Annotated in this window: 24 protein-coding genes and 1 pseudogene; 12 read left to right on the forward strand and 13 right to left on the reverse strand. The window is 59.3% G+C overall.

The features are described 5' to 3' along the window. Nucleotides 1–273: 273 nt before the first annotated feature. The 4 genes from OA90_RS19940 to OA90_RS19955 all read right to left on the reverse strand — a co-directional run bounded on the left by OA90_RS19940 (nucleotide 274) and on the right by OA90_RS19955 (nucleotide 3,578). Nucleotides 274–867, reverse strand: a complete 594-nt coding sequence (locus OA90_RS19940) for a DJ-1/PfpI family protein (protein WP_068416342.1) — start codon at nucleotides 865–867, stop codon at nucleotides 274–276. A gap of 130 nt (nucleotides 868–997) precedes the next feature. After that, nucleotides 998–1,627: a DUF998 domain-containing protein gene (locus tag OA90_RS19945; RefSeq protein ID WP_068416345.1), complete on the reverse strand. Its 630-nt coding sequence runs from the start codon at nucleotides 1,625–1,627 to the stop codon at nucleotides 998–1,000. Nucleotides 1,628–1,683: 56 nt separating this feature from the next. Further along, on the reverse strand, nucleotides 1,684–2,451 hold the full coding sequence (locus OA90_RS19950) for a class II aldolase/adducin family protein (protein WP_068416348.1): 768 nt from the start codon (nucleotides 2,449–2,451) through the stop codon (nucleotides 1,684–1,686). After that, complete coding sequence (locus OA90_RS19955) at nucleotides 2,448–3,578, reverse strand: TauD/TfdA family dioxygenase (RefSeq protein ID WP_068416350.1); 1,131 nt, start codon at nucleotides 3,576–3,578, stop codon at nucleotides 2,448–2,450. The genes OA90_RS19950 and OA90_RS19955 overlap by 4 nt, the downstream gene beginning before the upstream one ends. Nucleotides 3,579–3,743: 165 nt before the next feature. On the opposite strand from OA90_RS19955, the gene OA90_RS19960 reads away from it, so the two are divergent. After that, nucleotides 3,744–4,646 (forward strand): LysR substrate-binding domain-containing protein, encoded by a 903-nt coding sequence (locus OA90_RS19960; RefSeq protein ID WP_068416354.1) that lies wholly within the window; start codon nucleotides 3,744–3,746, stop codon nucleotides 4,644–4,646. A gap of 327 nt (nucleotides 4,647–4,973) precedes the next feature. Beyond that, a complete protein-coding gene (locus tag OA90_RS19965) occupies nucleotides 4,974–5,945 on the forward strand; it encodes an ABC transporter substrate-binding protein (RefSeq protein WP_156510573.1) in 972 nt (323 codons plus the stop codon). Between the two features lie 3 nt (nucleotides 5,946–5,948). Here the strand turns inward: OA90_RS19965 and OA90_RS19970 are convergent, their stop codons facing one another. Further along, nucleotides 5,949–7,949, reverse strand: a complete 2,001-nt coding sequence (locus OA90_RS19970; RefSeq protein ID WP_082837163.1) for a bifunctional diguanylate cyclase/phosphodiesterase — start codon at nucleotides 7,947–7,949, stop codon at nucleotides 5,949–5,951. Between the two features lie 392 nt (nucleotides 7,950–8,341). On the opposite strand from OA90_RS19970, the gene OA90_RS19975 reads away from it, so the two are divergent. Together OA90_RS19975 and ilvC are read left to right on the forward strand one after the other, a co-directional pair. Further along, nucleotides 8,342–8,992, forward strand: coding sequence for a TetR/AcrR family transcriptional regulator (locus tag OA90_RS19975; RefSeq protein ID WP_068416365.1), 651 nt, complete (start codon nucleotides 8,342–8,344; stop codon nucleotides 8,990–8,992). Nucleotides 8,993–9,078: 86 nt separating this feature from the next. Then, nucleotides 9,079–10,098: a ketol-acid reductoisomerase gene (ilvC, locus tag OA90_RS19980; RefSeq protein ID WP_068416367.1), complete on the forward strand. Its 1,020-nt coding sequence runs from the start codon at nucleotides 9,079–9,081 to the stop codon at nucleotides 10,096–10,098. Between the two features lie 83 nt (nucleotides 10,099–10,181). Here ilvC and OA90_RS19985 read toward each other — a convergent pair whose 3' ends face one another. From OA90_RS19985 to OA90_RS20000, 4 genes are read right to left on the reverse strand one after another with little or no spacing between them, the layout of a single operon-like run. Then, complete coding sequence (locus OA90_RS19985; RefSeq protein WP_068416369.1) at nucleotides 10,182–11,069, reverse strand: D-alanyl-D-alanine carboxypeptidase family protein; 888 nt, start codon at nucleotides 11,067–11,069, stop codon at nucleotides 10,182–10,184. Nucleotides 11,070–11,100: 31 nt separating this feature from the next. Further along, nucleotides 11,101–11,862, reverse strand: a complete 762-nt coding sequence (locus OA90_RS19990) for an ABC transporter permease (protein WP_068416371.1) — start codon at nucleotides 11,860–11,862, stop codon at nucleotides 11,101–11,103. A 13-nt stretch (nucleotides 11,863–11,875) separates the two neighbouring features. Then, a complete protein-coding gene (locus tag OA90_RS19995; RefSeq protein WP_068416594.1) occupies nucleotides 11,876–12,361 on the reverse strand; it encodes a GNAT family N-acetyltransferase in 486 nt (161 codons plus the stop codon). 8 nt (nucleotides 12,362–12,369) lie between these two features. Next, nucleotides 12,370–13,293: an ABC transporter ATP-binding protein gene (locus OA90_RS20000; RefSeq protein ID WP_068416374.1), complete on the reverse strand. Its 924-nt coding sequence runs from the start codon at nucleotides 13,291–13,293 to the stop codon at nucleotides 12,370–12,372. 247 nt (nucleotides 13,294–13,540) lie between these two features. Here OA90_RS20000 and OA90_RS20005 point away from each other — a divergent pair. The 3 genes and pseudogenes from OA90_RS20005 to OA90_RS20015 all read left to right on the forward strand — a co-directional run bounded on the left by OA90_RS20005 (nucleotide 13,541) and on the right by OA90_RS20015 (nucleotide 16,797). After that, a pseudogene (locus tag OA90_RS20005) lies at nucleotides 13,541–14,442 on the forward strand (pirin family protein). Between the two features lie 127 nt (nucleotides 14,443–14,569). Continuing rightward, on the forward strand, nucleotides 14,570–15,733 hold the full coding sequence (locus OA90_RS20010) for a GNAT family N-acetyltransferase (protein ID WP_068416382.1): 1,164 nt from the start codon (nucleotides 14,570–14,572) through the stop codon (nucleotides 15,731–15,733). Between the two features lie 152 nt (nucleotides 15,734–15,885). Continuing rightward, on the forward strand, nucleotides 15,886–16,797 hold the full coding sequence (locus OA90_RS20015) for a PhzF family phenazine biosynthesis protein (RefSeq protein ID WP_068416385.1): 912 nt from the start codon (nucleotides 15,886–15,888) through the stop codon (nucleotides 16,795–16,797). A gap of 29 nt (nucleotides 16,798–16,826) precedes the next feature. Here OA90_RS20015 and OA90_RS20020 read toward each other — a convergent pair whose 3' ends face one another. After that, nucleotides 16,827–17,738, reverse strand: coding sequence for an AraC family transcriptional regulator (locus OA90_RS20020; RefSeq protein WP_082837165.1), 912 nt, complete (start codon nucleotides 17,736–17,738; stop codon nucleotides 16,827–16,829). A gap of 173 nt (nucleotides 17,739–17,911) precedes the next feature. Here OA90_RS20020 and OA90_RS20025 point away from each other — a divergent pair, with 173 nt between their 5' ends. Further along, the gene (locus OA90_RS20025) at nucleotides 17,912–18,676 is read left to right on the forward strand and encodes an SDR family oxidoreductase (protein ID WP_068416393.1); all 765 of its coding nucleotides are present in this window, start codon (nucleotides 17,912–17,914) and stop codon (nucleotides 18,674–18,676) included. A gap of 55 nt (nucleotides 18,677–18,731) precedes the next feature. Here OA90_RS20025 and OA90_RS20030 read toward each other — a convergent pair whose 3' ends face one another. After that, entirely contained in the window at nucleotides 18,732–19,382 is a 651-nt protein-coding gene (locus OA90_RS20030; RefSeq protein ID WP_068416395.1) for a glutathione S-transferase family protein, read from the reverse strand. 161 nt (nucleotides 19,383–19,543) lie between these two features. On the opposite strand from OA90_RS20030, the gene OA90_RS20035 reads away from it, so the two are divergent. The 4 genes from OA90_RS20035 to OA90_RS20050 all read left to right on the forward strand — a co-directional run bounded on the left by OA90_RS20035 (nucleotide 19,544) and on the right by OA90_RS20050 (nucleotide 23,179). Beyond that, nucleotides 19,544–19,867 (forward strand): metalloregulator ArsR/SmtB family transcription factor, encoded by a 324-nt coding sequence (locus tag OA90_RS20035; protein ID WP_156510574.1) that lies wholly within the window; start codon nucleotides 19,544–19,546, stop codon nucleotides 19,865–19,867. Beyond that, on the forward strand, nucleotides 19,864–20,364 hold the full coding sequence (locus OA90_RS20040) for an SRPBCC domain-containing protein (RefSeq protein ID WP_068416401.1): 501 nt from the start codon (nucleotides 19,864–19,866) through the stop codon (nucleotides 20,362–20,364). Before OA90_RS20035 ends, OA90_RS20040 begins: the two co-directional genes overlap by 4 nt. A gap of 24 nt (nucleotides 20,365–20,388) precedes the next feature. Then, nucleotides 20,389–21,078 (forward strand): DUF899 domain-containing protein, encoded by a 690-nt coding sequence (locus tag OA90_RS20045; protein WP_068416406.1) that lies wholly within the window; start codon nucleotides 20,389–20,391, stop codon nucleotides 21,076–21,078. 544 nt (nucleotides 21,079–21,622) lie between these two features. Next, nucleotides 21,623–23,179, forward strand: a complete 1,557-nt coding sequence (locus OA90_RS20050; RefSeq protein ID WP_068416601.1) for a 2-isopropylmalate synthase — start codon at nucleotides 21,623–21,625, stop codon at nucleotides 23,177–23,179. Nucleotides 23,180–23,343: 164 nt separating this feature from the next. On the opposite strand, the gene OA90_RS20055 is transcribed toward OA90_RS20050, so the two are convergent. Together OA90_RS20055 and OA90_RS20060 are read right to left on the reverse strand one after the other, a co-directional pair. Beyond that, a complete protein-coding gene (locus tag OA90_RS20055) occupies nucleotides 23,344–26,064 on the reverse strand; it encodes an alpha-L-rhamnosidase (protein ID WP_068416409.1) in 2,721 nt (906 codons plus the stop codon). Between the two features lie 6 nt (nucleotides 26,065–26,070). Continuing rightward, nucleotides 26,071–26,712, reverse strand: coding sequence for a GntR family transcriptional regulator (locus OA90_RS20060; protein WP_244274678.1), 642 nt, complete (start codon nucleotides 26,710–26,712; stop codon nucleotides 26,071–26,073). Between the last annotated feature and the right edge of the window lie 23 nt (nucleotides 26,713–26,735).

Consider the following 26,735-nt stretch of genomic DNA (forward strand, 5'->3'; position numbering starts at 1 on the left):
AACCCATAAAATTGTACTTTCAGGCATCAACCCGGCAAAGAAGAGTTAGGAAAAGCCTGAAGAGCCATGCTGGTGCATGGCGCAAAGGCTTTGACGCGGCGCTTCGCGGCCGGGTTGATGCCTGAAAGTACAATTTTATGGGTTCGTACCCTAGTGCTTTTCCAGTCGGCTGAAAAGCCCGCCCGAGGACTGCTCGCAGCCTCGGGCAGGAACCGTAGCCCTCCAGTGTCTTTTGGTGGGGAGACAGTTGGAAGGTGCGGAAGATCGTTCTGCTCAGGCCGCCAATGACCCAGCTGCTTCGCCGGTCAGCACCGCATGGAACTGCGACAGCCAGGCCGGATGGGCGGGCCAGGCGGGGGCGGTGACGAGGTTGCCATCGGTTACGGCTCCGTCGATGGCGATGTCAGCATAGGTCGCGCCAGCCAGTTCCACTTCCGGGCGGCAGGCAGGGTAAGCGGAGACGGTGCGTCCCTCAATGACTTTCGCGGCGCTGAGGATCTGCGCGCCGTGGCAGATCGCTGCAACCGGCTTGCCTTCATCCATGAAATGCTTGACCGCCGTGATGACACCGGCGTCGAGACGCAGATATTCCGGCGCCCGACCACCCGGGATCACCAGGGCGTCATAGCCGGTGACATCCGCATCGGCAAAGCTGGCGTTCAACGTGAAATTATGACCGCGTTTTTCCGAATAGGTCTGGTCTCCCTCGAAATCGTGGATACAGGTTGCGACTGTTTCTCCGGCCTTCTTGCCGGGGCAAACCGCATCGACGTCATACCCCATGGCCAGAAGCGTCTGGAACGGCACCATGGTCTCATAATCTTCGGTAAAATCACCGGTGATCATCAGAATTTTCTTCGCGCTCATGCTTTCTCCTCCCACTTGGCAAAAATGCGATGGAGAAATGCTAGCAGGCAACCGGATCGAACGGGTATTAGGCGATTACTACAGCGCAAAATGTGAGATCGGCACGACCTCACCCGCGTCCAAATATGTTTCAGGTACTTTGCTGACCTTGCCTCAACGCACGTGCCAGTTTCAACCCCACCACCGTCAGCCAAAGATAGATCAGGACTTCCAGCAATCGCTGCAACAGTCCGGCAAATTCCTGGATCTGAACGGTTCCGGCCAACAACAAAGCCCCGGTCAGAAACAGTCCGGTTGCCGTCCCCCGGGGCAACAGGCTGCTCCCCCGCCTTTTCAGAGCGCAGGAGATCACAAACAGGCCGACCAAGCCGAAGACATAGGCCAGCAACCCGGCGCTGATGTGAATGAGATGCGAGATTGAGGGCTCTTCGGGACGGCACTCGAAATCGCACGGATAGTAGGCCGCCACTAGAAGCAAGAGCGCGTAGAACCCGATCAGACTCAACCCCGCGATTGCCAACCCGTCTTTGCCAACCGCGCTGACCGCCAGTCCGACAAACAGCAGAACCCAGAGTTCGGCTCCGGCAAAAACAACCAGGTTCACCGTGGCTCCGTATGCGGTTCCCGTAGCGCCGAGCGCACTCATGAACTGGGAAAGATGGCTGTAGTCCGGATAATAGCTGCCGGCCACAAGCACACCGCAGGCGAGCCAGAAAAAACTCAGTAACGGCAACAGGATGAGGGCGCTCGCCTTGATCATGCGCACCAATTAGAGCGTTTCTTCTTCATTTGGAAGCACTTGATGGCCAAGATCGATCAGCCCTTGTAGTCCGGTTCCGTCCGGTCCAGTTCCTGCTTCCAGTGATCGAAATGGGCATAGCCCATGCCGGCATATGGCTCCCACTCGGCAGCCATCTTGGCGGCCAGGTTGTCGGACATGACGGCGAGCGGCTGGCCGGTCGCATAGGCTTTCAACAGTGTCTCGGCAGCGCGCTCGAAGAAATACAGATGCTCGAAGGCTTCGGGCACGGTTCTGGCGGCAATCGACACCCCGTGATTGCCCATGACCAGCACCGGCTTGTCACCCAGCGTCTCGGCGATCCGCCGCCCCTCCTCCGCCTCATCGGCCATGCCGCCGAAGCCGAGATCGACCGCGACCTTGCCGAAGAACCGCGCGGTGTTGAGGTCGATCGGCTTCATCGACGGATCCTGCAAGGTCGCAAGCGCCGTCGCATTGGGCGGGTGGCAATGAAACAGTACCCGGGCATCCGGATTCATCCGGTGAACCGTGCCGTGAATGCACCAGGCGGACGGATCCGGCGCAGCGTCACTTGCCATCACCTGATCGTCATGGGCGTCGAGCAGCTGCAGGTCGCTGGCTTTCACATCGGAAAAATGCCGCCACTTCGGGTTCATGAGAAACGTCGAGCCGTCCCCGGAGACAACCGCGCTGAAATGGTTGCCGACGGACTCGTGCCAGCCCATCCTGACCGCGATCCGGAATGCGGCCGCAAGATCCTCGCGCAGGGCCTGTTCGGACTGCCTGTCCGGGGAGCCGAACGCGACATCGGTGACAACACTCATTTGAACCGCCCTTCGCCGGAAAGCACCCGGTAGATGGAGCGCAACTCGCCCCGGTCAATATAACAGCCGCGCAGGTGACGGTCGCCGCTCGTGGCCGAATAGGCCGCCCGGCCATGCACAACGCGATGATTGTCGAAAACGATACACTCGCCGGCATTCAGACGGAACCGCATCAGGTGTTTTTCCTTCCGCATCATCCGGCCAAAGCGGCAAAACGCCGGGTAAAAGCGGTCAAGGTCCCGCTGCGGCATGTCGAAAATATCGGCGTGGTGCTGGCTGATGGTGACACCGGAAACATTGCCATACGCGTCCAGCTCGATGACATGCTGACGAGCACGCATGTCGAACGTGTCATGCTCGCAGTAATAAGGCACATCCACCGACACCAGAAGCTCGAAGTCTTCCGGGTGCTGTTCACGAAAATCCTCGGCAACCGCCAGCCCGTCGACGAACAGGCTCTGGCCGCCCTCGACGGAATTCGCCCGGCAATGGAGAAACTGGACGCCCGGCGCAAGGTCTTCGTCGGGCAGATCCGTATGCAGGGGCAGCGCCTTGGAGGTGAAGGCAAGGTTGGTTGGCTTGATGTGGGTTTTTACCTCGAAATCCGGACCGAAATAGCTCGGCCGCACATGGCCGATCAAGCCGGCGGTGTCTTTCAGGGCCGCGTCCGTGTCGGGTAATCCCGTCAGCAGCGCAACACCGTCGATGAGCATGGCCCGACTCCAGTCGCGCACGCTGGCCGGCTCCGCGACAAGGTCATCGTAAGAAAAGCGCGCCAGCTTCGGATAGTGGTCCCCATACCAGGGCACACGTGGCAGATTGGCGGCATCGGAGCGCTTCTCGCCACCCGCGTGATCGCCCAGCAAGGCGAGCGGCATGCGGGTGACATGGCCGGAGCCTTGCCAGGTGATCTCCAGATGACCGCCGGTAATCGCAGCGGATGCGGCTCTCGGTGCATCTTCTTCGGCAAAGATGTCGAACACCCTCTCCCGGGTTTCCATGTCGAAGGAGGTCGGGCAATTGTCGCGCAGCCAGTAGTAATTGAAATAGGCGGTCCGCCCGTCGCCGAGCGGCACATCGAGACCGTTTTTCTGCAGAAGCACACCTGCTTCACCGGTTCCAAGCATGGTTCTCACCTTTAACTTAATTTCGCGACTTCGACCACCACAAGGCAGCCAAAGGCGATAGAGCCTTCAAATCATGTGCTTCGATCAAATTGAACTTGCAGCGCTGGTTTGAAAAGGCGATAAAAACATAAGTTAACTTAATCTAATGCTTAACTTGAGCACATCATGCACCGCCTCCCTCCGCTCCGGCTCCTGAGTGTTTTCGAAACCGTACAGCGGGCGGGCAGCGCCAAACGCGCGGCCGGTGACCTGAATGTGTCGATGTCCGCCGTCAGCCAGGCGCTGAGGCAACTGGAAGACCATATCGGCGCGGCGCTGTTCGACCGCAGCACCCGCCCGGCAGGCTTGACGGAAGCCGGCGCCATCCTGTTGGCCGCCGTGACGGAAAACCGCGAGCGGTTGACCGAGGCGCTGGAGGAGATCCGGGTGCTCACGTCTTCTGATGTTCCGACCGTCACCATCGCCTGCACCATCGGCTTTGCCACCTACTGGCTGATGCCGCGTCTTGAAGCCTTCTATCTCGATCATCCGGATATCGCGGTGAACGTGCAGACCACCGCGCAGGAGGTTCCCCGGCTAGGACCCGACACGGACATCGCCTTGCGCTATGGCGACGGCCGCTGGGATGACGGCGAGGTCCGCCTGCTGTTCGCGGAAATCATTGAACCGGTCTGCGACCCGTCGCTTGCCAGGCGCATCGAGGAAAACGGCGGCAGTCTCGCCTCCGCCTTTTTGATCCACGTGGATTTTGCCGACCGGCGCTGGCTCACCTGGTCCGATTATCTCGCCCGGACCGGTCTGAAAGCGGCAGGCTCCGCGAAAGGTCTGCGCTTTTCCAACTATGTCCAGGCCACCCAGGCCGCTCTCTCCGGCCATGGCGTCATGCTCGGCTGGCGCTCGATCACCGGTGATCAGGTCGAAAACGGGCTCCTCGTCCCCGCCGGTCTGCCCCCCTTGCAACCGGACAACGCCTATCACGCAGTCCTCTCACACCGCAGCCGGAAAACGGAAACGGCAAAGGTGGTGATGGCCTGGCTGGCGCGGGCGGCAGGCCTTTCGGATAGCTGAGCGAACTGAATACTGCGCCCTGAAGATCGCGAGGCCTGGCCCACGCGCTCGCATGTTTCTTCCACTTTTTGGTGCTGGCCCAAATATCCACGTGGATATCTGATTTTCACGCGAAGTCACTCAGCAGGGGTTCGCGCGCCAGACTTGCACACCGAGGAAGGCCCGCTTTATAGGCCGGAGGCGGGTGGTCAACGGGCGGTTTCATCAGTAAATTTGTCATGTTACGAAAAGGTGAGCCGTCTCATAATTTAAGACAACACAATAAAAAACTATTTTTATCATTTTTTATTTGCACTAGCTAAATCGTTCCGAAAGAATACAAGAGCAATGCCAGAAGCGACAGGAAAATTGCTGGGAAATATCTTCAAAACGGCAGGCAGGCTCACCCTGACTTTCGCTGCCTTTTTGTCCTTTCATGTTTCGACGCAGCCGGGATTCGCACAGTCAGCCGCCTCAACCACACCACCAGTAGCCAACAACGGCTATGTCGATGAGGTCATTGACGAAATCCTCAGGCGTACGAACGGGCCCGACGCCGCTGAGTACCGGGTCGCAAACGCATACGACATGTCTCGGGATCGGCTGCTGTCCGAGCTTGTTAGCGGCGAGCTGATCGAATATGCGGCTGTGGCGACCAAGCCGGAGTGGGAAGCGGAATTGATCCCCATACGAATTCCGCTGCGCAAGGGGCTCCAGGGCTACCGCATCCTGTTTATCCTTGGCGCCAATCAGGAAACCCATTCAAGGATCGAAACGCTGGAAGACCTGAGAAGTCTCTCCGTCGGTTCCGGTCTTCAATGGTCGACAAGCCGTGTCATGGAAGAGGCCGGCCTCCACGTCGTGAAGGCTGAAACGCTGGAACACCTGTTGCGAATGCTCGAGCTTGGGCGCTTCATGAACCTGCCGCGAGGCATGGACGAGATTTTTTTCGAATATGAGAAATGGTCGGAAAAAATTCCGGACCTCGCCATAGAGAAAAACCTTACGCTCTTTATCCCGCTCCCGACCTATCTGTTCGTATCGCCAGAACGGCCCGACCTTGCGGAACGTTTCGAACGGGGTCTGAGGTCGATGATCGCCGATGGATCGCTGGACAGACTCTTCTGGAAATATTTCCAGAAGGATATCGAACGGGTCGGCCTGGACAAGCGCAGGACGATCAGGATTCCCAATCCGAATCTCGGCCCTGAAACACCCCTGGACGATCCGGCTCTGTGGTTCACGCCCGGAGACATTCCCCCGAACCTGGCAAAACGACAACAGAACACACCGACTGAGGCCGGGCTTTCGCCGCAGTGACCACTAGCCGGACGCCTTTATTTCCGAAACAGCGACCGGCCGTTTCGCGCGGACTTTCACCTGAGCGAGATTTTCCGCCACAAAGGGTGCCAGGTCGCTGGCCTGCATGGGCACACCGTAATAGAAGCCCTGAAAATGATCGCAGGACAACTTCTGGAGTGCTTGAACCTGATCTTCCGTTTCGATCCCCTCAACCGTCACGGTCATGTCGAGCCGGTGTCCCAGCTCGATGATTGTGTCCAGCACATGGAGCGATTTGCCTTCGATGTCGGTCAGGGAGGTGATGAAGGACCTGTCGACCTTGATCTTGTCGAATGCGTATTTCCATAAATAACCCAGGCTCGAATAGCCCGTACCGAAATCATCCATGGCAAGGGAAACGCCCATCGCGCTGAACGCGCGCAGTTGACAGGTCACCTTTTCTTCCTGCTCGATAAGCGTATTCTCGGTCACTTCAAGTTCCAGCCGGTTGGCAGGCAGTCCGGCTTTGTCGAGGATCGTTTTCACCGCCTCGACCAGCTCGCCGTCATCGAACTGTTTTGCCGAAAGGTTCACGGAAACGAACAGAGGCTCCGGCCAGGTAGCGGCGGTCTTTACGGCTTCCTCGAGAACCCACATCCCGATCTTGTTGATTTCACCGGCGTCTTCCGCAACGGGTATGAATTCCGTGGGAGATATGAAGTCTCCCCCGGCATCCCTGAGCCGCAACAGCGCCTCGAAGCCGACGACCTCGGATGAGGAGTGTTCGATCAGCGGCTGGTAGTGCACTTCGAACCGGTCCTGCGGGAAGCCGGCAACGATGCATTCCTCCACATACCGCCGCCGGGCGATTTTCTCTTCAAGATCCGGCGTGAACAGCACCCAATTGTCCCGTCCCATGAGCTTCGCCTGATAAAGAGCGATATCGGCCTTGTGCATGCGGTCTTTCAGGCTCACGTCGCCCAGATTATCAAAATGAACACCGAGGCTCAGATGACCGGTCAGCGCGATACCATCCACCCGCACAGGCATACTGACGGATTTGCGGAGACTTTCGATAAGCGCCTCGACCTCTGCCATGGTCCGGTTTGCGGAGATCAGAATGAATTCGTCGCCACCGAACCGCGCGGCAAGGTCGCCATCCGAAAGATGGGACGAGATTGCATTGCCGACATGGCGCAGGAACGCGTCACCGGCCTTGTGGCCGAATGTGTCGTTTATGGCTTTGAAGTTGTCCAGATCGATAAAGACAATCGCCGCATTGTGAAGGTCCAGCCGACCGGACTGGCGGGCATCCTCAACGTTCTGAAAAAAGGTCGAGCGATTGGGCAATCCGGTAAGCTGATCGCGCGAGGACAGTAGACGGACCTTCGCGTCGGTCTTGACCTGTTGGCGCAATTTGAAGAAATAGGCGAGGAACGGCACCCCGAAACTGAAGAGCACGACAAAGCCCAGCGAGGACACCAGAGTAAAAAATTTGCTTTGGAACAGATTGGCGACAGGCGTCTGGTCAAGATAGACTTCTACGACGCCAATGCAGTCTCCGCTCCCGGAAAGCACCGGAACATAGGCTTCAACATAAAGGTCGGGGCGATTGTCCTTCTGCCTGCCATCCTGAACATCGATTATCGCACGGCCGGTATCCAGAACCCTGCGCGCATATCCGTTGTGATCGGTTTGTGCGCCCACTTCCAGTGGCTTGCCGAGTTCATCGGATATCAACACCATTTGCGCGGAAGCATTGAAAAGCTTGAAGCGAAAGACGTCCGCAACCTGAACCGCCTTGTCGATGACCGCCTTTTGCGCCGCCGTCGCCTCGCCCGTTCTTATCATGCCCTGAAGATCCGGCATGGCAGTGGAGAGATAGTGGCTCCAGTTTGTGGCCTTGCGTTCCGCGTTGGCCACGATTACCGCATCCACAGATCGCTTGATTGCCAGATTGCCCAGAGCAAACATGATCGCAATAAATGCGATCAATATCGCAAAATTAAACCAGCCGCGCATACCGCTTGACTTGCTAAACATTTACAATTCCCGACGCATCAAGATTTTAATATAAAAACACAAACAAACTAACATTATTATAATTTTGAAGATTCTCTTTTACTGTATGAATTCGCAAATAGAACGAGCGTCAACAATGACATTGTGATTTATTGCGATATATTTTTATTCCATTTTATAACGATACTTCACACAACCCCTCAAAATCTTCGGGCAGATTCTTTCATCAAGGGTATTCAGCCAGGTTTCAAAGACAGAAGGTCCAGTGCACTCGCCACGTCTGCACTCAAAATTGCCGACAAAGCTCTTGACCTCTTTTTCAGCCAATGTCATAACCTCGACAGAACCGTACGGTACGGTTCCCTCGCATCAGTCGCCTCTCTTTGTACCCAATCCTGATCAAGCCCTGAAAAATGTCAGCAGCCGCCTTTGATATCGCCACCTCCCGTCCGGACGCCGCGCCGGAGTTCTCGCCGCGCCAGCAGGTGGTGCTCCAGCACGCGCTGACGCTGCTGGTCGAAGGCGGGGAAAAAGCGCTGACGACGGCCGGTCTCGCCCGTACGGCGAGCTGTTCCAAGGAAAGCCTCTACAAGTGGTTCGGGGACCGGGACGGCCTGCTGGCGGCAGTCGTCGCCTTTCAGGCCAGCCAGGTGCAGTTTCCCTCCGAAGCAGGCGCGACCGCCGATGCCGAAACCTTTCGCGCCCACGTAGCCGCCTTTGTGGAAGCCCTGCTGGGGGTGCTGTTTTCCGAAACATCGCTTGCGCTCAACCGCCTGTCCATCGGCCAGTCCAATACAAATTCCAACCGTCTCGGCCAGCTGCTGCTGGTGCGCGGCAAACATATGATCTCCGCCCGCGCGCGCGCCATGCTGGAAAGCGGCCGCCGCCACGGGCTTTTGAAGTTCGACAGGGCCGAGGACGCCTATCAGGTGCTTTACGGCCTTGCGATCCGGGACGTTCACATCCGCCTGCTTCTCGGTGAGGCCGCTGGCCCCGCCGAAAAGGATCTGAAAGCCCAGGCCGAAACGGCCGTTGACCGCTTTTACCGGCTGTTCGGGGCATGAGCCCCGCCGGCCAGACGAAAACAAAGACCGGCCTGAAATCCGGCTTTTAAAAAAAATCAGAATGCAAACGGGAGAAAGGACACCCCATGCGCGTTTATTACGATCGTGACGCCGATCTGAATCTTATCAAATCCAAGAAAGTCGCCATCATCGGCTACGGCTCGCAGGGCCGCGCCCATGCGATGAACCTCAAGGACAGCGGTTGCGCGAATGTTGCCGTTGCCCTGCGCGATGGCTCCACCACCGCGCTCAAGGCCGAAGCCGACGGCTTCAAGGTCATGAACGTCGCCGATGCCGCCGCCTGGGCCGACCTGATGATGATGGCTGCTCCGGACGAGCTGCAGGCCGACATTTACCGCGACCATATCGCCGGCAACATCCGTGACGGCGCGGCAATCGCCTTCGCTCACGGCCTCAATGTGCATTTCGGACTGATCGAAGCCAAGTCCACCGTCGACGTTCTGATGGTCGCTCCGAAGGGCCCTGGCCATACTGTGCGCGGCGAATATGAAAAAGGTGGCGGTGTGCCGTGCCTGATCGCTGTCGATCAGGACGCATCGGGCAACGCGCACGACCTTGGCCTCTCCTACGCCTGCGGCGTCGGCGGCGGTCGTTCCGGCATCATCGAGACCACTTTCAAGGAAGAGTGCGAAACCGACCTCTTCGGCGAACAGGCCGTTCTTTGCGGCGGTCTGGTCGAGCTGATCCGCGCCGGTTTCGAAACACTGGTTGAAGCCGGCTACGCGCCGGAAATGGCCTATTTCGAATGCCTGCACGAAGTAAAGCTGATCGTCGATCTGATCTACGAAGGCGGCATCGCCAACATGAATTACTCCATCTCCAACACCGCGGAATGGGGTGAGTATGTCACCGGCCCGCGCATCGTGACCGACGAAACCAAGGCGGAAATGAAGCGCGTTCTGACCGACATCCAGACCGGCAAGTTCACGTCCGACTGGATGCAGGAATACCGGGCGGGTGCTGCCAAGTTCAAGGCGACCCGGCGTTTGAACGACGCTCACCAGATCGAGGAAGTCGGCGAGAAACTGCGTGGCATGATGCCGTGGATCAAGTCCAACGCACTGGTCGACAAGACAAAGAACTGATCTTTCGGGATCGTCACCAGACACAAGGCTCCGCCGGTTTCGGCGGGGCCTTTTTTGCGGCCGTGCGCTGAAAGCGCCGTATGTTAGAAATATGCCTTTATCAACCGGGTGACTTCCCTGTCCCGCGCGGCCTCGCTCTTGCCCCCGATCACGACGACGACAAGCCGTTTACCGCCACGGTTCGCGGTCGCGACCAAATTGTAGCCGGACATGCGGATATAGCCGGTCTTGAGGCCATCGACGCCGGGAACCTTGCCGAGAAGATTGTTGGTCGCCCGGAACGTTCGGCCATCATATGAAACCGATTTGGCCCGGTAATAGCTTGCATATTGCGGAAAGCGGCGCTTAAGGGCCCGGCCAAGGGTGGCCATGTCCCGTGCCGTGGTCACCTGGACCGGATCGGGAAGACCGGTCGCATTGACGAAACGGGTTCTGGAAAGACCCATCGCCCGAGCCTGTTGCGTCATCTGCCGGGCAAACACGGCTTCGCTGCCGGCAAGATTTTCGGCAATCGTCACGGCAACGTCGTTGGCGGACTTCACTGCCAGGGCCCGGGCAGCCTGTTCCACGGTGATCGTGGATCCGGCCTTCAGCCCGAGCTTCGCCGGAGGCTGAGATGCCGCATTCGCCGAGACGGTGAGAGGCGACGACAGTGAATAGCGCCCCTCGGAAACCGCCTCGAACAGCAGGTAGAGCGTCATCATCTTGGTGAGGGAGGCAGGATAGCGCGCAGCGTCCGCATCGACCGCATAAAGCTCTTCCCCTGTCGCGGCATTCACGACCAGGGCTGAATAGCCGCGCTCGACGGCGGTGGCCGGTGCATAGCTGACAACCGGAAGGGAAGCGCTCTGGACGGCAGCACCCGATGGCGCTGGCGAGGCTACGGAGGGAGGCTGCGCTGTCTGACACGCTGCCAGCACCACGGCCAGCCCGGCAGCAGCCGTCATTTTCAGATGTGCGCTCCAGCCCATTCCCGGCCCCATTCCTATCCGGTCTTCCCCATCACGGTTTCAGGCGATAACCGGTCTTGAAGATACGATGTATGATCGCAAGCGATCCGAAAAGGAAGATCATCGTTGCGACCAGTGACAGCCACAAGCTCACATCCGCCTGTCCGTAGAAACTCCAACGGAAACCGGAGATCAAATAGACAACCGGGTTGACCAGGGTCACCTTCTGCCAGAATTCCGGCAGCATGTTGATGGAATAAAAGCTGCCGCCCAGAAATGCCAGCGGCGTGACGATCAGAAGCGGAACGAACTGAAGCTTCTCGAAATTGTCCGCCCAGATGCCTATGATGAAGCCAAGCAGGGCGAAGGTCACCGCCGTCAGCACGAAAAACGCCACCATCCAGACAGGATGCTGGATTTCCAGTGGCACGAAGAAATTCGCCGTGATCAGGATGATCATCCCGACCAGAACGGATTTCGTCGCCGCGGCGCCGACATAGGCGATGGTGATCTCCAGAAACGAGACGGGCGCAGACAGAACCTCGAAGATCGTCCCGGTGAACTTGGGAAAATAGATTCCGAAAGATGCATTGGACAGGCTCTGCGTCATCAGCGACAGCATGATCAGGCCGGGGACGATGAAGGCCCCGTAACTCACCCCGTCCACCTCCGTGATACGCGAGCCTATCGCGGCACCGAAAACCACAAAATAGAGCACGGTCGAGATCACCGGCGAGATGATGCTTTGCATGATCGTGCGTCTGGTGCGCGCCATTTCGGCAAGATAGATGGATTTGATTGCTTCGAAATTCATGAAATTTCCGTCTCTAAACCTGATCGCTGTCCAGCAGCAGTTCCATTCGCGGCAAAGTGCGGTCCGCAATGGAGCCGGAGGGAGACCGGCCGATTGTGGTGAAGCCCATGCGGACATAAAAAGCTTCGGCAAACGGATCGGAGTCCAGCCCAATCCGCTTCAGCCCCCGGCCTCTGGCTTCATCGAAAAGAGGTCCAAAAAGAAGGCGGCCGACCTGTTTGCCCTTCCAGTCCGGATCGACGAAACAGGTGCCGACTTCCCCTGTTTCACCGTCTCCCGCAATGCTCAGGCGGATGCAGCCGACCGGTTTCCCGCCGACGGTCTCCGCAAGCCAAAAGTGGTCGTCCGCGATCCAGCTGTCGCGAACCCGCAATTCTTCCGCGCACTGCGCCATGAACGCCTCGTCATAGCCGTTCGATCCCTTCGAGCGCATGCACAGGTCTGTCAGAGCGTCCCTGTCGCCGGGTTCCGCCCTGCGAATGGCGAAGTCATAAGCCATGGCCATCACTACCCGCTTTTCACCAGATCGACAAAAATGTCCTCAAGCGAGGACTGGTCGGTCTGCAGATCCTGGAACCGAACGCCGGCCGCCGACAGGTCCGTCAGAAGCGACGTGATACCCGTACGCTCCGCGTGCGTGTCATAGGTGTAGACAAGGCTGTTGCCGTCGTTTGCCAGTTTCAGATCATATTGAGCCAGGCCTGCCGGCAAGGCGCCGAGCGGTTCACTCAGGTTGAGCGTCAGCAGCTTGCGTCCGAGCTTGCGCATCAGTTCGGCCTTGTCCTCCACGAGGATGATTTCACCGCCGTTGATCACCCCCACCCTGTCGGCCATTTCCTCGGCCTCCTCGATATAATGCGTCGTCAGGATAATGGTGACGCCGCGCTCCTTGAGATTGCCGACAATGCGCCACATGTCGTGTCTGAGTTCCACGTCGACTCCTGCCGTAGGTTCATCCAGAAACAGGAGCCGAGGCTCATGGGCAAGCGCCTTGGCAACCAGCAGGCGGCGCTTCATGCCGCCAGACAGCGACATGATCGAATTGTCACGCTTGTCCCAAAGGGACAGGTCCTTCAAAATACTTTCAACCAGCGCCGGGTCCGGTTTCAGACCGAAAAGCCCGCGGCTGAAGGCAACTGTGTCGGCAACCATTTCAAACGGCGCGGTCGGCATTTCCTGCGGCACGAGACCTATGAGCTGGCGAGCGGCGCGAAAATCCTTCAGGGCATCATGACCGCCCACATCGATGCTTCCCGATGTCGGCCGCACGAGACCGCAGATCGTGCTGATCAGCGTGGTCTTGCCCGCACCGTTCGGCCCAAGGAGCGCAAAGACCTCCCCCTCGCGGATATCAAGCGAGACAGATTTGAGGGCCTGGAAACCGCCTTCATAGGTTTTTTCCAGGTCGCGGACGGACAGTATGGCAGACATGAAGTTCCAACCGGTTGAGAAAATCGAATTTGACCGGGCGGCCAAATTGGCGCGCCACACTGGCATGTGGGCCGAAATGCCGCAAGATGCAAGACGCCCGGCCTGCTGACATCCTCTGACAGGAATCTGCCCCGGGCAACCGGGATTGTCCACGTCGCGCAAACACTGCGTCTGCTGTGCCCCGCTGGGATTTTGGAAAATTGACGCTATCTTGAGCCATGCAATCTTCGATGAAAGCGAGACGCCCATGTCCATACGCCCGGTTACACATATCGGAAGCACGCAAACGACCATGGAAGGCGCGGGCGTCAAGCTCGAGCGTGTCTTCGGCTTTCAGGATCCGGACATACTCGATCCGTTCCTGCTTCTCGACGATTTCCGCAACGACAGGCCGCAGGACTTTCTGAAAGGGTTTCCCTGGCATCCCCATCGCGGCATCGAGACCATCACCTATGTGCTCGCCGGAACCGTCGAGCACGGAGACAGCCTGGGCAACACCGGCAATCTGGGTGCCGGCGACGTGCAATGGATGACCGCCGGGCGCGGCATAATGCACCAGGAAATGCCGAAGGGTGACACGAACGGACGCATGCACGGCTTTCAGCTCTGGGCCAACCTGCCGTCCTCGCTGAAGATGACACAGCCGCGCTATCAGGACGTCGCGGGTCAGGATATACCCGTCGAGGTGGATGACGACGGCACGTCCGTCCGCATCATCTGCGGCGAGTTCTGGGGCAAACGCGGACCTGTCGACGGCATCGCCGCCGAGCCGCAATATCTCGACATCCATGTGCCTGCGGGAAAGAAAAAACGTTTCAAGGTGGATACCTACAAGCAGACCTTCGCCTATGTGTTCGAAGGGTCCGGAAGTTTCGAAGGCGCCTCCGACCCCTCGGCGTGCTGACGGAAAAGGAATTCGGCGGCGAGGAGCTGAAGATCCGCGACCAGACCGGGAACCGCTCGCTGGTGATCTTCGGTTCAGGCGACGAGATCGTCGTCCAGGCAGGCGATGAAGGCATCCGCTTCCTGCTCGTCTCCGGTGCCCCGATCCGTGAGCCCGTCGCCTGGCACGGCCCGATCGTCATGAACACCCGCGAGGAACTGACCCGGGCAATCACGGAACTCCAGAACGGCACGTTTATCCGATAGAGACGCCCTCTGCCGCTGCAAGGTCACGGCATCCGAAGGAGCAGACTTCCGCACGGCTAAAGCCTTGCCTTGTCAGGTTCACAATCTCTGTCTAGGGATGACCTTTGCTCGAAACCCCGGACCGCTCATGCCATTGAAGCTTCGCCCCGCCACAATCGCCGATGCGCAGGCGCTGACCGATGTTATGCATCGGGCAAAGGCTTCCTGGGGATATCCCCAGGAGAAAATGGAGGAATTCCGGGCACAATGGCGGATTTCGGAAGCCACCATCAGATCCCTTGCCGTCACTGTCGCGGAACGGGGCGGGCATCCGGTGGCCTTTTCCGGGCTTTCCCCGCAGGACGAGGAAACGCTCCTCATCGATTTCCTGTTCGTTGCACCGGAGGCACAATGTCAGGGGATCGGCGATCTCCTGCTGACCCGCGCCGAGGATGTGGCCCGGTCCCGCAAGCTCACGCGGCTTTTCCTTGAATCGGACACCAATGCGGCGCCTTTTTACGAAAAACGCGGCTTCCGGACAATGGCGACCCGTCCGAGCGAAATGCAGCCCGAGGGCGAGATCCCCATGATGGAGAAAGTCTTGCAGCCCGGTGTTCACAAGGTCTCGTCGATCGACATCGATCTGTCCCCTGCTGCGTGGGCGTTCGAGACGGCGAATGAAGCCGCCATCGCCGCCCATTTCGAAGAAGCCAGGAAACGCATTGCCCTCCTGTGGAACGGCCGCACTCTGAAACTCACGGATTTCCGCTTCCAGGACGGAGCCTTCAAGGGCACTTGCTGCGAGTGCTCCTACGCCGCGTTCCTGACCTGGAAGGAATGGGGTGCGCCCGATGCCTCCACTTATAATCTCTTCGGCTCCGCGGTACTGAGATCCGCCGATGGGGCACTTCTTTACGGCGTCATGTCGGCACGCACGGCGACAGCCGGTCAGATCTATCCGCCCGGTGGCAATCTGGATCCGACCGATCTGACACCGGATGGCAAGGTCGATGTGATCGGCGCCATCTATCGGGAGCTGGCGGAAGAAACCGGCCTGTCTGAAAGGGATGTACGCCCCGGCGATCTTCTGATCGCCTTCGACGGTCCGCGCATTGCCCTCGCTCAGGTTTTCGATATCGACAGGAAAGCCGACGCCCTGCGGCAAAACATTCTGCGCTTTTCAGAAGCTTCTGAAGAACAGGAACTGGCTGATATCCGCATCGTCCGCGGTCAGGAAGATCTGACTGATCCTGCAATCACGCATTATGCCCGTGCCATAGGCGCGTATCTGATGCCCTCGGGCCCAGTTTAACCTGGTGAATTCGGCTTAGGCTTGGTGTTTCGGGTGGCAACAATTTGTTCACCAAGAAAGACTGTTAGGCACTGGCGGGACTTGCCTAGAAATGCAAAAGTCCGCTCACCTTACGAGCCGCTGCGGCATCAATCGCCAGGGAGAATGAATAAATGGGCCGTCGCTACGCCATCTTGGATGTCTTCACCAACACCAGTCTTGCCGGCAATCCTCTTGCGGTGGTTCTGGACTCGGAAGGCTTGAGCGACGAGCAGATGCAGAAAATCGCCGGCGAGTTCAATCTGTCGGAGACGGTTTTCGCATTCCCTCCCGAACATCCGGGACAATCCGCAAGCATTCGGATTTTCACCCCGAAGCTGGAACTGCCCTTTGCAGGCCATCCCACCGTCGGTACCGCCATCCTGATGGCGACGGAACGCTTCGGCGACATTACCGGCGAACAGGATTCCGTGGTGGTGCTGAAACAGAAGATCGGTCCCGTGCGCTGCGCTGTCATCCTGCGCGAAAACGCGGCCGCTTTCGCCGAGTTCGATGTGCCGATCCTGCCCGAGCCGGCCGGTCCCACCCACAGTGTCGATGTGATTGCCGCCGCGCTCAATCTGGAACCGTCCGACATCGGTTTCGAAAACCACTCGCCTTCGAGGTTCCGTGTCGGGCCGCCCTTCACCTTCGTTCCGGTCCGCGACCTGGACGCCCTGGCCCGCGCCAAACCCGTGGCCTCCATGTGGAAGGCCGGATTCGGCAAGGATGAGCATAGCGACGCCTATATCTACTGCCGCGAAACCCGTTCTCACGACAGCGCCTTCCACGCCCGCCTGTTTGCTCCCGACATGGGCATCCCGGAAGATCCCGCCACGGGGTCTGCCGCCGCCGCCTTTGCCGGTGTCGTCGACTATTACGACGACCTGCCAAACGGCACCCATCATATCAGGATCGAACAGGGATTCGAGATGGGCCGCCCCTCGCTGATCGATCTGGAAATCGACATCGAGGCGGGAAAAATGCACGCGGTCCGTATCGGCGGCCAGGCCACGCTGGTGGCCCGGGGAGAGCTGTTTCTCTAGATCCGGCTTGAAGCGTTCACTGTCCGGGTTCAGGACAAGGCGATCTCCAGCGCCTTGTCAACACGCGGTGAAACACCGAACTGCCTGGAATATTCCCGGCTGAACTGGCTGGCACTTTCATAGCCCACCTGAAAAGCTGCACCGGAAACGGACACCCCCTCCCCCTGCAGCAATCGCCGCGCCTCGATCAGGCGAAGTTGCTTCTGGAACTGCAGCGGGCTGGAGCCGGTCAATTCCTTGAAGCCCGCGTGAAAGGCAGACACGCTCATTCCGGCCAGCCGGGCGAGGTTCTCGATCTTCAGCACCGATGCATAGTCCCTGTGGATCGCTGCGACCGCCCGTGCCACTCTGCTGGCCCGGCTGTCCCTGACCGCCAGTTCCCGCAAAATACGGCCATGGCCGGCGCTCAGAAGCCAGTAGTGTATTTCCCGCCGCACCATAGGCTCCAGCACCTGCCGGGCCTCGTCCATGAACGCCAGGTCGAACAGCCGGCGCATGGCGTCAACCACGGCAGCATCGGCCGCGCCACTCTCAACCGCAGCTCCCCTTGAGCTGCCGGCTCTGTCCGGAAGCTCCGCCGCGAGTTCCCTGATCAGGCCCATGTCCAGCTTTAACGCCAGGGCGACATAGGGTTCCGCAGAACTTGCGGTCACGATCCGAGCACTTGCCAGAAGGTCCAGACCGACGATCAGGGACTGCAGCCTGCCGAAACGAACAATCCCGGAACCGAGATGAATTTCCTTCGCTCCCTGGAGAACCAGGCAGAAGATCGGTTGGTAGACGGACGGGCTGATCGACCTTGGCCGGCGTTGGCGCACGAGGGTCATGCCGGCGATCCCGACCGGCTGCGGCTCACCATCGGCCCCGGACGCATCGGCGAAATCTATGAGCCTTTGTACCAGTTCGTCTGTTTGCATCGGGATTTGCAGCAGGGCCCGCATCACGATCTCCTTTGGTCCAGCCGATAAGCCAAGGGTCGCCCGCTGGCAAGACCTCTCAATTTCATCCGTGGAGGATCAGGCAAATATCCTGGAGAAACCGGCAGGCACAGCGCGACGTGAAAAGCTATCTCCGGAACGTATCACATGACACCAGCCCCAGGAGAACGACCATCATGACCCGGGATCGCAAAATCGCACTTGTAACCGGCGGCAGCCGCGGCCTCGGCCGCGCCGCAGTTCTTCATCTTGCCGAAAGCGGCATCGACAGCATCTTCACCTACCGCTCCGAAAAGACGGCGGCCGACTCCGCCGTCGCCGAAATCCAGGCGCTCGGCGCCAGGGCCTTCGCCCTGCAACTGGACACATCCGACATTTCCGGTTTCCCGGACTTCAAAATGCGCCTCAGCGAAGCCCTCGCCGCGACCTGGCAGCGCACGACCTTCGACTTCCTGGTCAACAATGCGGGTATGGGTATTCGCAATTCCTTTGAGGAGACCAGTGAGAAAGACTTCGACCAGCTCATGAATGTGCATGTGAAGGGGGTTTTCTTCCTGACCCAACATCTTCTTCCGAGTATTGCCGACGGCGGCCGCATCCTCAACATCTCGTCGGGCCTGGCAAGGTTTGCGATGCCGGGCTACGCCGCCTATGCCTCCATGAAGGGCGCGGTCGAGGTGCTGACACGTTATCTGGCAAAGGAACTCGGCCCCAGAGGCATCGCCGTCAACACGCTCGCGCCCGGTGCCATCGAGACCGATTTCGGCGGCGGCGCCGTGCGCGACAATCCCGAGGTGAACCGGATGATCTCTTCCATGACCGCGATGAGCCGGGCCGGCCTGCCGGACGACATCGGCGGCGCAATCGCCGCGTTGCTTTCCGGTGAGACCGGTTGGATCACCGGACAACGTATCGAGGCGTCCGGCGGTCAAGGTCTTTGAAAGCCCGTCGGCATCCCGGTGACGGCACTCCGGTGCCATCACCGGTGCTACTTGCCTATTCTGCAGCTTCGGCCCGGGTATCAGGTGCGGTCGCGCCCCAGGAAGGTATGCTCTCAAGTCGCAGACACCACGCCTTGATAGTCGGATAATCGTCGAGCGGCACCTGCGACCCGGGAACCATCGCCAGCGCTGAGTGTGAACCCACCGCGAAATCCGCGACTGTCAGCGTGTCTCCCAGAACGAAGTCCCGACCCGCAAGCTGGCCCTCAAGGACAGCAGCGAAGCGGTGAAAGTTCTCCAGTCCGGCATCGACCTTGTTCTGATCCGCCGGACCTCCGCCAAACATCGACTTCGCGAATGTTTCCCAGAGGATCTCGCCGAGCGCCCGGTTATAGTGCTGCACTTCCCAGGACATCCAGCGCAGGATTTCGAACCGGGTTTTCAGATCCGAAGGACAGAACTCTTCCGCACCGGCCCGGTCGCAAAGATAGATCATGATCGGATTGGCTTCCCACAGGTTCAGGTCCCCGGCGACAAGGGTCGGAACTTTCACGTTGGGATTGGCGGCGCGCACTGCATCCTGCTGATGTTCCCCTGCCATCAGATTCAGCCTCTGGACGTCAACTTCTTCATAAAGGCCCAGGTGATGCAGAACCGCTTCGACGCGGCGGCAATTCGGCGAAAAATTCGTCGTATAGAGTTTCATGTCCGTGACTCCTGTCTGAATGTCATGTGCGGTCGGGTCGGGCCCCTTGCGCTTGAAAGTTTGAGTCGGTGAATGTGCCTCACTTTACTCAACCAATTAGTTGACTATAATGGAACTTAATTTTAGTCAACCAAAAGGTTCACTTTATGTCGGTGACGGAAATGCCCCAACTCGATTCAACCTTTTCAGCCCTCAGCGACAGCACCCGGCGCGCCATCGTCGCCCGTCTCGCCGATGGGGAAACATCCCTTTCCGATCTTGCAGAGCCTTTCGACATGTCGCTCACGGCCGTGTCGAAACATCTTAAGGTTCTCTCCGACGCGGGACTGGTCGAGATCGAAAAGCGCGGTCGCACACGCCATTGCCGCCTCCAGGGGGCACCGATCAAGGAAGCCGTCGACTGGCTCGGCAAATACGAGGCCTTCTGGGTCGACCGCTTCGACGCCCTCGCTCGCCATCTCGCCAAGGAAGGCCGTGAAAAATGACCGTTCAACAGTCTGACCGTGAATTCCTGAAATCGGACCCGGGACGGGAGCCGATCATCGTCGAGGGTCTTTTCCGTGCCACCCCGGCTCGCGTCTTCCGGGCCTTCACCGAAGCCGATGAGATCGGTTGCTGGTTCGTGCCTAAGAACGGAGCCCTTGTCTCGGCGCAAATCGATCTGAAGGTCGGCGGCCGCTGGTGTTTCGTCATCGAGAAGACGGAAGACAGGCAAATCCATTTCGAAGGCGAATATCTGGCGATAGAGGCGCCCAACCGGCTGGAATTCAGTTGGAGGCACGTCAAGGAGTTTGCCGATGGAACCCGGGATGCCACCGACAGTTCCCGGGTCATCGTCACCTTCCGGAAGGCCGGCAAGGCAACGGAAGTGAACCTGCGCCACGAGGCCATCAAGACCGAGGATGCCCGCCGCGGCACCGGTGGTGGCTGGAACGGTTGTTTTGAATACCTGGCGGACTTCTTCACGCAACAAGCTGGTTGATCCCCAGACCCAAAGGAGAACACCATGTCCCATCCGAACATCGTCAGCCGCGAAGACTGGCTGAAAGCGAGAAAGGTTTTTCTGGAGCGCGAGAAAGCCTTCACCCGCGAACGCGACGCCCTCGCCGCCGCGCGCCGGGATCTGCCCGTGGTGATTGTCGAGAAGGACTATCAGTTCGACACGCCATCAGGAAGCAGATCCCTCGCCGATCTGTTCGGCCCGCACCCGCAACTGGTCGTCTATCACTTCATGTTCGGCGAAACCTGGGAGGAAGGCTGCCCTAGCTGTTCCTTCTGGGCGGACAATTACGAACGCCTTGACGTCCACCTTGCCGCCCGTGACAGCGCGCTGGTATGCATCTCCAACGCACCGCTCGAAAAGCTGTTGGCTTACAGGAAACGCATGAGCTGGAGCTTTGACTGGGTCTCCACCGCCGGCAACGGATTCGGCGTCACCTTCCCAGGCACGCAGCCAACCTTGGCCGGCGGATACAATTATACGAACAAGATCTTCGGCGAGGAAATGCCCGGCATCAGCACCTTCCTGAAACTGGCAGACGGCCGCATCGCCCACAGCTACTCCACCTATGGCCGCGGCATCGACATCCTCAACACGGCCTACAACATCCTCGACCTCACCCCCATGGGCCGCCACGAGGAGGCCCTCGACTATCCGATGGCGTGGGTCAGACGGCGGGACAGGTATGGGGCTTGAGGCCAGGTTCCCGCAGCCTCTGCTCAACAAATCCCGATACGCTCTCCAACGCTTCGTCGCCCCGGCCTTGAGCCGGGGCAACTTCGTAACCTTGGGGGGAGATCCCGGCTCAAGGCCGGGACGACGAAGGTCTGCAACGGATCTTCGGTTCGGCAACCAGCATGCCGTCTCTGGCAAAAGCCGGTTGCATCGAAGCCGATCCTGTCTTAAGAACATTCTCGTTAACCGTCGGGTCACGCTTTTGAGCCACCCTCGGTGGACGACCTTTTGAAAGACGACCAAAGGCCAAAGACAGACCCATGATCGCGGCACGCGACATTTCCGGTTGTTCTTGCGACGCGCAGGCCCTGCGCGGCGGCCTCCTCCTACTTGGCGACCTCCTCCTTCTTAGATGCCCCTGAGCGTCGGCTGATCCGCTTGTTGTTGCGGAACGGGCACTTAGGGGAGATACTTCGGACAACGCATCACGATATTCGGATCGCGTCGCTTGCTTCCTGACGTTTGCATTCAGGAAGGCCCGATCCAAGCCAGGGACGAAACAACCATGACTGCCAATACCTCCACGGAGCAGGTCCGCATCTTCGACACCACCTTGCGCGACGGCGAGCAATCGCCCGGCGCGTCCATGACATTGGAAGAAAAGCTGCAGATTGCCGAAATTCTCGACGAGATGGGCGTCGACATCATCGAGGCCGGGTTTCCGATTGCCTCCAACGGCGATTTTGAAGCCGTCAGCGAAATAGCCAAACGCTCGAAGAACTCGGTGATCGCAGGACTGGCCCGCGCCATCCACGCGGACATCGACCGCTGTGGCGCTGCGGTGAAACACGCCGACAAGGGCCGCATCCACACCTTCGTCTCCACTTCGCCGATCCATCTGAAATTCCAGATGAACAAGACGGAAGACGAGGTTCTGGACATCATCACCGACACGGTGACCCGCTCACGCAACCTGATCGACGATGTCGAATGGTCGGCCATGGACGCCACCCGCACCCCGATCGACTATCTGTGCCGCTGCGTCGATGCCGCGATCAAATGCGGCGCAACCACCATCAACCTGCCGGACACGGTCGGCTATGCGACGCCGGACGAGTACAAGGCCATGTTCGAACAGATCCGCGAACGGGTTCCGGACAGCGACAAGGCGATCTTTTCCGTCCATTGCCATGACGACCTGGGGCTGGCGGTCGCCAACTCGCTGGCCGGTGTCGCCGGTGGCGCCCGCCAGATCGAGTGCACCATCAACGGCCTCGGCGAAAGGGCCGGCAACGCGGCTCTGGAAGAGATCGTCATGGCGGTCCGCACCCGCAGCGACATCATGCCCTACGTGACGCAGATCGACCCGAAATTTCTGGTGCGCGCTTCCAAGATGGTGGCCGGGGCATCAGGGTTCGCCGTGCAGTACAACAAGGCGATCGTCGGCAAGAACGCCTTCGCGCACGAGAGCGGCATTCATCAGGACGGCATGCTGAAGAACGCCGAGACCTACGAAATCATGCGTCCGGAAGATGTCGGCGTCAAAGCCACTTCACTGGTCATGGGCAAGCACTCCGGCCGCCACGCCTTCCGCGACAAGCTGAAGGAACTGGGTTTCGATCTGGGCGACAATGCCCTGCAGGACGCCTTCCGACGCTTCAAGGATCTGGCCGACCGCAAGAAGCATGTCTACGACGAAGACATCGAGGCGCTGGTCGAGGACGAGATCACCATCCTGGGCGAAAGCACCAAGGTGATCGCGCTGACGGTAATCGCCGGAACCGGCGGCCCGCAGAAGGCGATCCTGACCATGGATGTGGCCGGCCAGCATATCACCAAGGAAGCCACCGGCGACGGCCCGGTCGACGCCACCTTCAACGCGATCAAGTCCATCGTGCCGCATGAGGCGACCCTGTCGCTCTATCAGGTTCATGCAGTGACCGAAGGCACGGACGCGCAGGCCGAAGTCTCCGTAAGGCTGGAAGCCGGCGGCCGGATCGCAACCGGCAAGGGCGCGGACACCGATACGCTGGTCGCCTCCGCCCGCGCTTATGTGTCGGCCATGAACAAACTGGCCCTGCGCCAGCAGGCCGACAACCCGGGCGCCCTGCAGGCCGTCTGAGCGAAAAGACCCGAAGATGCAAAGGGCCGCTACGGCGGCCCTTTAGTCTGGCGACAAACCTGCAATTCTCATCCCCGACACAGCGGTTTGAAGACCCCGGCTCGCGCCTCGCTTGGCCGGAATGACGGTGGTCAGGCTACGACTTTGTCAGGACCATGGAACGGTCATTCCCGGAGACTGATCGCGAAGCTGAAATGACCGGACTTCACCTGCAGCAAGACCTTGCCGTTTTCAAAGGTGAAGGACATGCCGGCTTCGTTGAGGGCCTTGCCGCCGCAGTTGATTGAATCCGGATGATACGGCAATTCAATCATTGCCCTGCAGTTGGGTGGCACCTCGATTGTCCAGTCGATTCCAGAACCGTGCCAGGTCCACTTGCTGCGCACAAGACCGGTTGCTGCAAGGTAACTCGCATCGATCCATCCAATTCGGCGATCGAACAGCGGCCGCATGCGCACTGTGCGAAATCCGGGGTCGTTTTCATCCCAGTCGATGCCTGCCATGCGCGCATAAAGCCACTCGCCCACAGAGCCGTAGGCATAGTGATTGAATGAATTCATATTGGCGCTCTGGAAGCCCTTTTCCGGTGTCCAGCCGTCCCAGCGTTCCCAGATCGTTGTTGCGCCCTGACGAATTGAAAAGCCCCAGCTCGGGTAGGTCTCGTTGAGCAGCAGGGTGTAGGCCAACTCCGGAGACCCGATATCTGCCAGAACCGGGCACAGGTGCTTGACGCCCAGGAATCCGGTTTGCAGGTGGTTATCGGCCTGTTCGAGCTTCCTTGAAAGCCGTTCCTCGGCTGCACCGCGCAATGAGGGCGGCAGAATGTCAAAATCGAGCGCCAGCAGATAGGCGGTCTGGGTATCGCCGCTGATCTCACCGTTGTCGGATACGAAGGTCTCGAAAAATGCCTTGCGCACATTCGCGGCCTGTGCAGCAAAGGCCGATGTGTCTGCATGCTCGTTCAGCGCCGCTGCGATTTTCCCCATGACATCTGCGACATGCACCCAGTAGGCAGTCGCCACCATGGTGCGGTCCGAAACCGGACCGACGCTCAGCCAGTCGCCATAATTGTTGTAAACGGCATTCCGGCGCACAAAGTCCGGATTGGCTTCCGAGACGTGCCGCATCCAGCGCAGCAGCGAAGGATAGACGGTCTTCAAAAGGCGCACGTCGCCATAGCGCAGATAATGCTGCCAGGCCATGATGACGGGCCCGTCTCCCCAGCCGGGCGCTCCTGGCTGGGCGGATTGCCTGTACGGGTTGAGCGGCCGTGAAGGCGCGATATCGGTGAAGGCTCCGTCGGGCAACTGCGCATCAATAATGTCATCGACCCATTTGGCATAGAAAGCAGACACATCCGCATTGTAGCCGGCTGTACGCCAGAACACCTGGGCATCGGCGCTCCAGCCAAGACGCTCGTCGCGCTGCGGGCAGTCGGTCGGAACGGACAGAAAGTTGCCGCGCTGGCTCCATTCGATATTGGCAATGAGTTTATTGACCAGCTCGTTACCCGTCTGGAGCGCACCGGTCTTGGGCGTGTCGGATTGAATGGCGATGCCGGTCAGCCCGATGTCGTCAAGGGCAACATGATCCGGCAAGGTCAGCTCCACATAGCGAAAGCCGTGAAAGGTGAAGCGGGGCTTGAAGGTTTCCTGCGGTTTTCCGCAGGCCGTATAGTGGTCGGTACACACCGCGTGACGCAAGTTCGCCGTATAGAGACCGCCCTCTCCGTCGAGAATTTCAGCATGGCGCAAGGTGAATGTATCACCGCTTTGAGCCCGGACATTCAGTTCCACATAGCCGGCGAAATTCTGGCCGAAGTCGAAAATGTGCCCGCCATTCCCGCTTTCATGCAAATAGCGCCCTTCGAACCGTTCGACCTCCCGGACAGGCTGGCTTTTCGCCGCCGTCAACAGCGGCTCGCGCGGATCGGGGACGAACACCTCCACCGGTTGCCATGCCGCGTCGTCGAACCCGGCCTCCGCCCACCCGTCAAGCTCGAGACGCGCGTCGTAATGTTCGCCCATCAGGAAATCCGAATAGCAGACAGGCCCCTGGCTCGTGCGCCAGGCGGCATCGCTGAGGATGCGCTCGACTGACCCGTCGCGGTAAGTCAGATGCAATTGGCAGAACAGGGCCGGGCGGCCGCCGTAGTGATTTCCGGCACGGCGCTGGTTGTGCCCGACGCGGCCGCTGTACCAGCCCTCGCCCAGGATCGCGCCGATCGCATTTTCTCCGGTGCGAACCAGATTGGTAACGTCATGGCTCTGATAGAGCACACGCTGATGATAGTCGGTCCAGCCCGGCGCCATGACCTCGTCGCCAACGCGCTTGCCATTGAGATAGAGTTCGTACAGGCCCAGCGCCGTGACATAGACCGTCGCACGGATGAGCGGACCGCGAAGGCTGAACTCCCGCCGCAGGTAGTCGGCGGGACGTGCCTGCCATGGATTGTCGTAAAGCGTGTCGGCGGGAATTTCGCGGCCCGCGGGCAATACGAAATAACGGGCGATCCACTGTGCATCCCAATCGCCGCGTTGCATCAAGCCGGTCATCAGGCTGGCGGGGCCGGCCCAGGCGGACGGCTGGTCATCCCGGTTCCAGACGCGCACGGACCAGTGCAACGTCAGATCCGATGTCAGCGGTCTGCCGTCATAGGGAATATGGAGCTGTGCGTCGGAGGCGACTTTCCCCGATGACCAGAAATTGCCGCATCCTTGCGCAACCGCATCCGCGTCGTCGCCGACGCAGATTTCATAGGCGGTCTGCCGGTCCTCATTCCGGCCCGACTCAAGCGCCCAGCCGAACCGCGGTGTTTCGGTGTTCAGGCCAACAGGGGCCGCGAGCAATTCGCAGCGCAGATCAAAGGGAACAAGATCGGACATGAACGCTCAAAGTTTTACCGCCCGGTCACGGGCGTTTCTGATGTGATGCTCCATCGCTGCGGCGGCTTTTTGCGGGTCGCGTTCCAGCATGGCGTCGATGATGGCCAGATGATCGTTGAAGGCTGACGGGAATGTTGTTTCAGTCAACAGAATACGATCGAGTTTGATCAGGCGGATACGGATGAAATTCACGTGATAGGCCTGAATGAGAAGTTCGTTCTCGGTAGCCCCGATCAGCAGGTCGTGGAACTTGGTGTCAATGATCTGGCCCTCAGCCAACAGGTCTTCACTCAGGCCGCGCGCGACCCTTTCGCGAATATCCACGTGCAAGTCGCGCTGCTCCAGCAAAATAGCTTTCGACAGCGTTTGCGTCGCCGTGATGACCGCCTCCCTTTCCAGGGCGACACGCAACTGAAAGGCATCGCGTATCATCGGCAGATCGACGACCGTAATCTGGATGCCGCGTTGTGGCATCACATTCAAAAGGCCTTCCGCCTGAAGACGCGGCAGCAGTTCCCGCAGAGCTCCGATGGACAACCCCAACAAGGCGACCAGATCCTTCTGGGACAGAATCTGGCCTGGCCGCAATTTGCCCTGCAGCAACGCCTGTTGAAACTTGTCATATGCCGTGTGCCTGACCGACGTCACGCTTCGGTCCTGACGGAGATCAG

This window comes from Labrenzia sp. OB1, from assembly GCF_001624695.1.
GTDB lineage: Bacteria > Pseudomonadota > Alphaproteobacteria > Rhizobiales > Stappiaceae > Roseibium.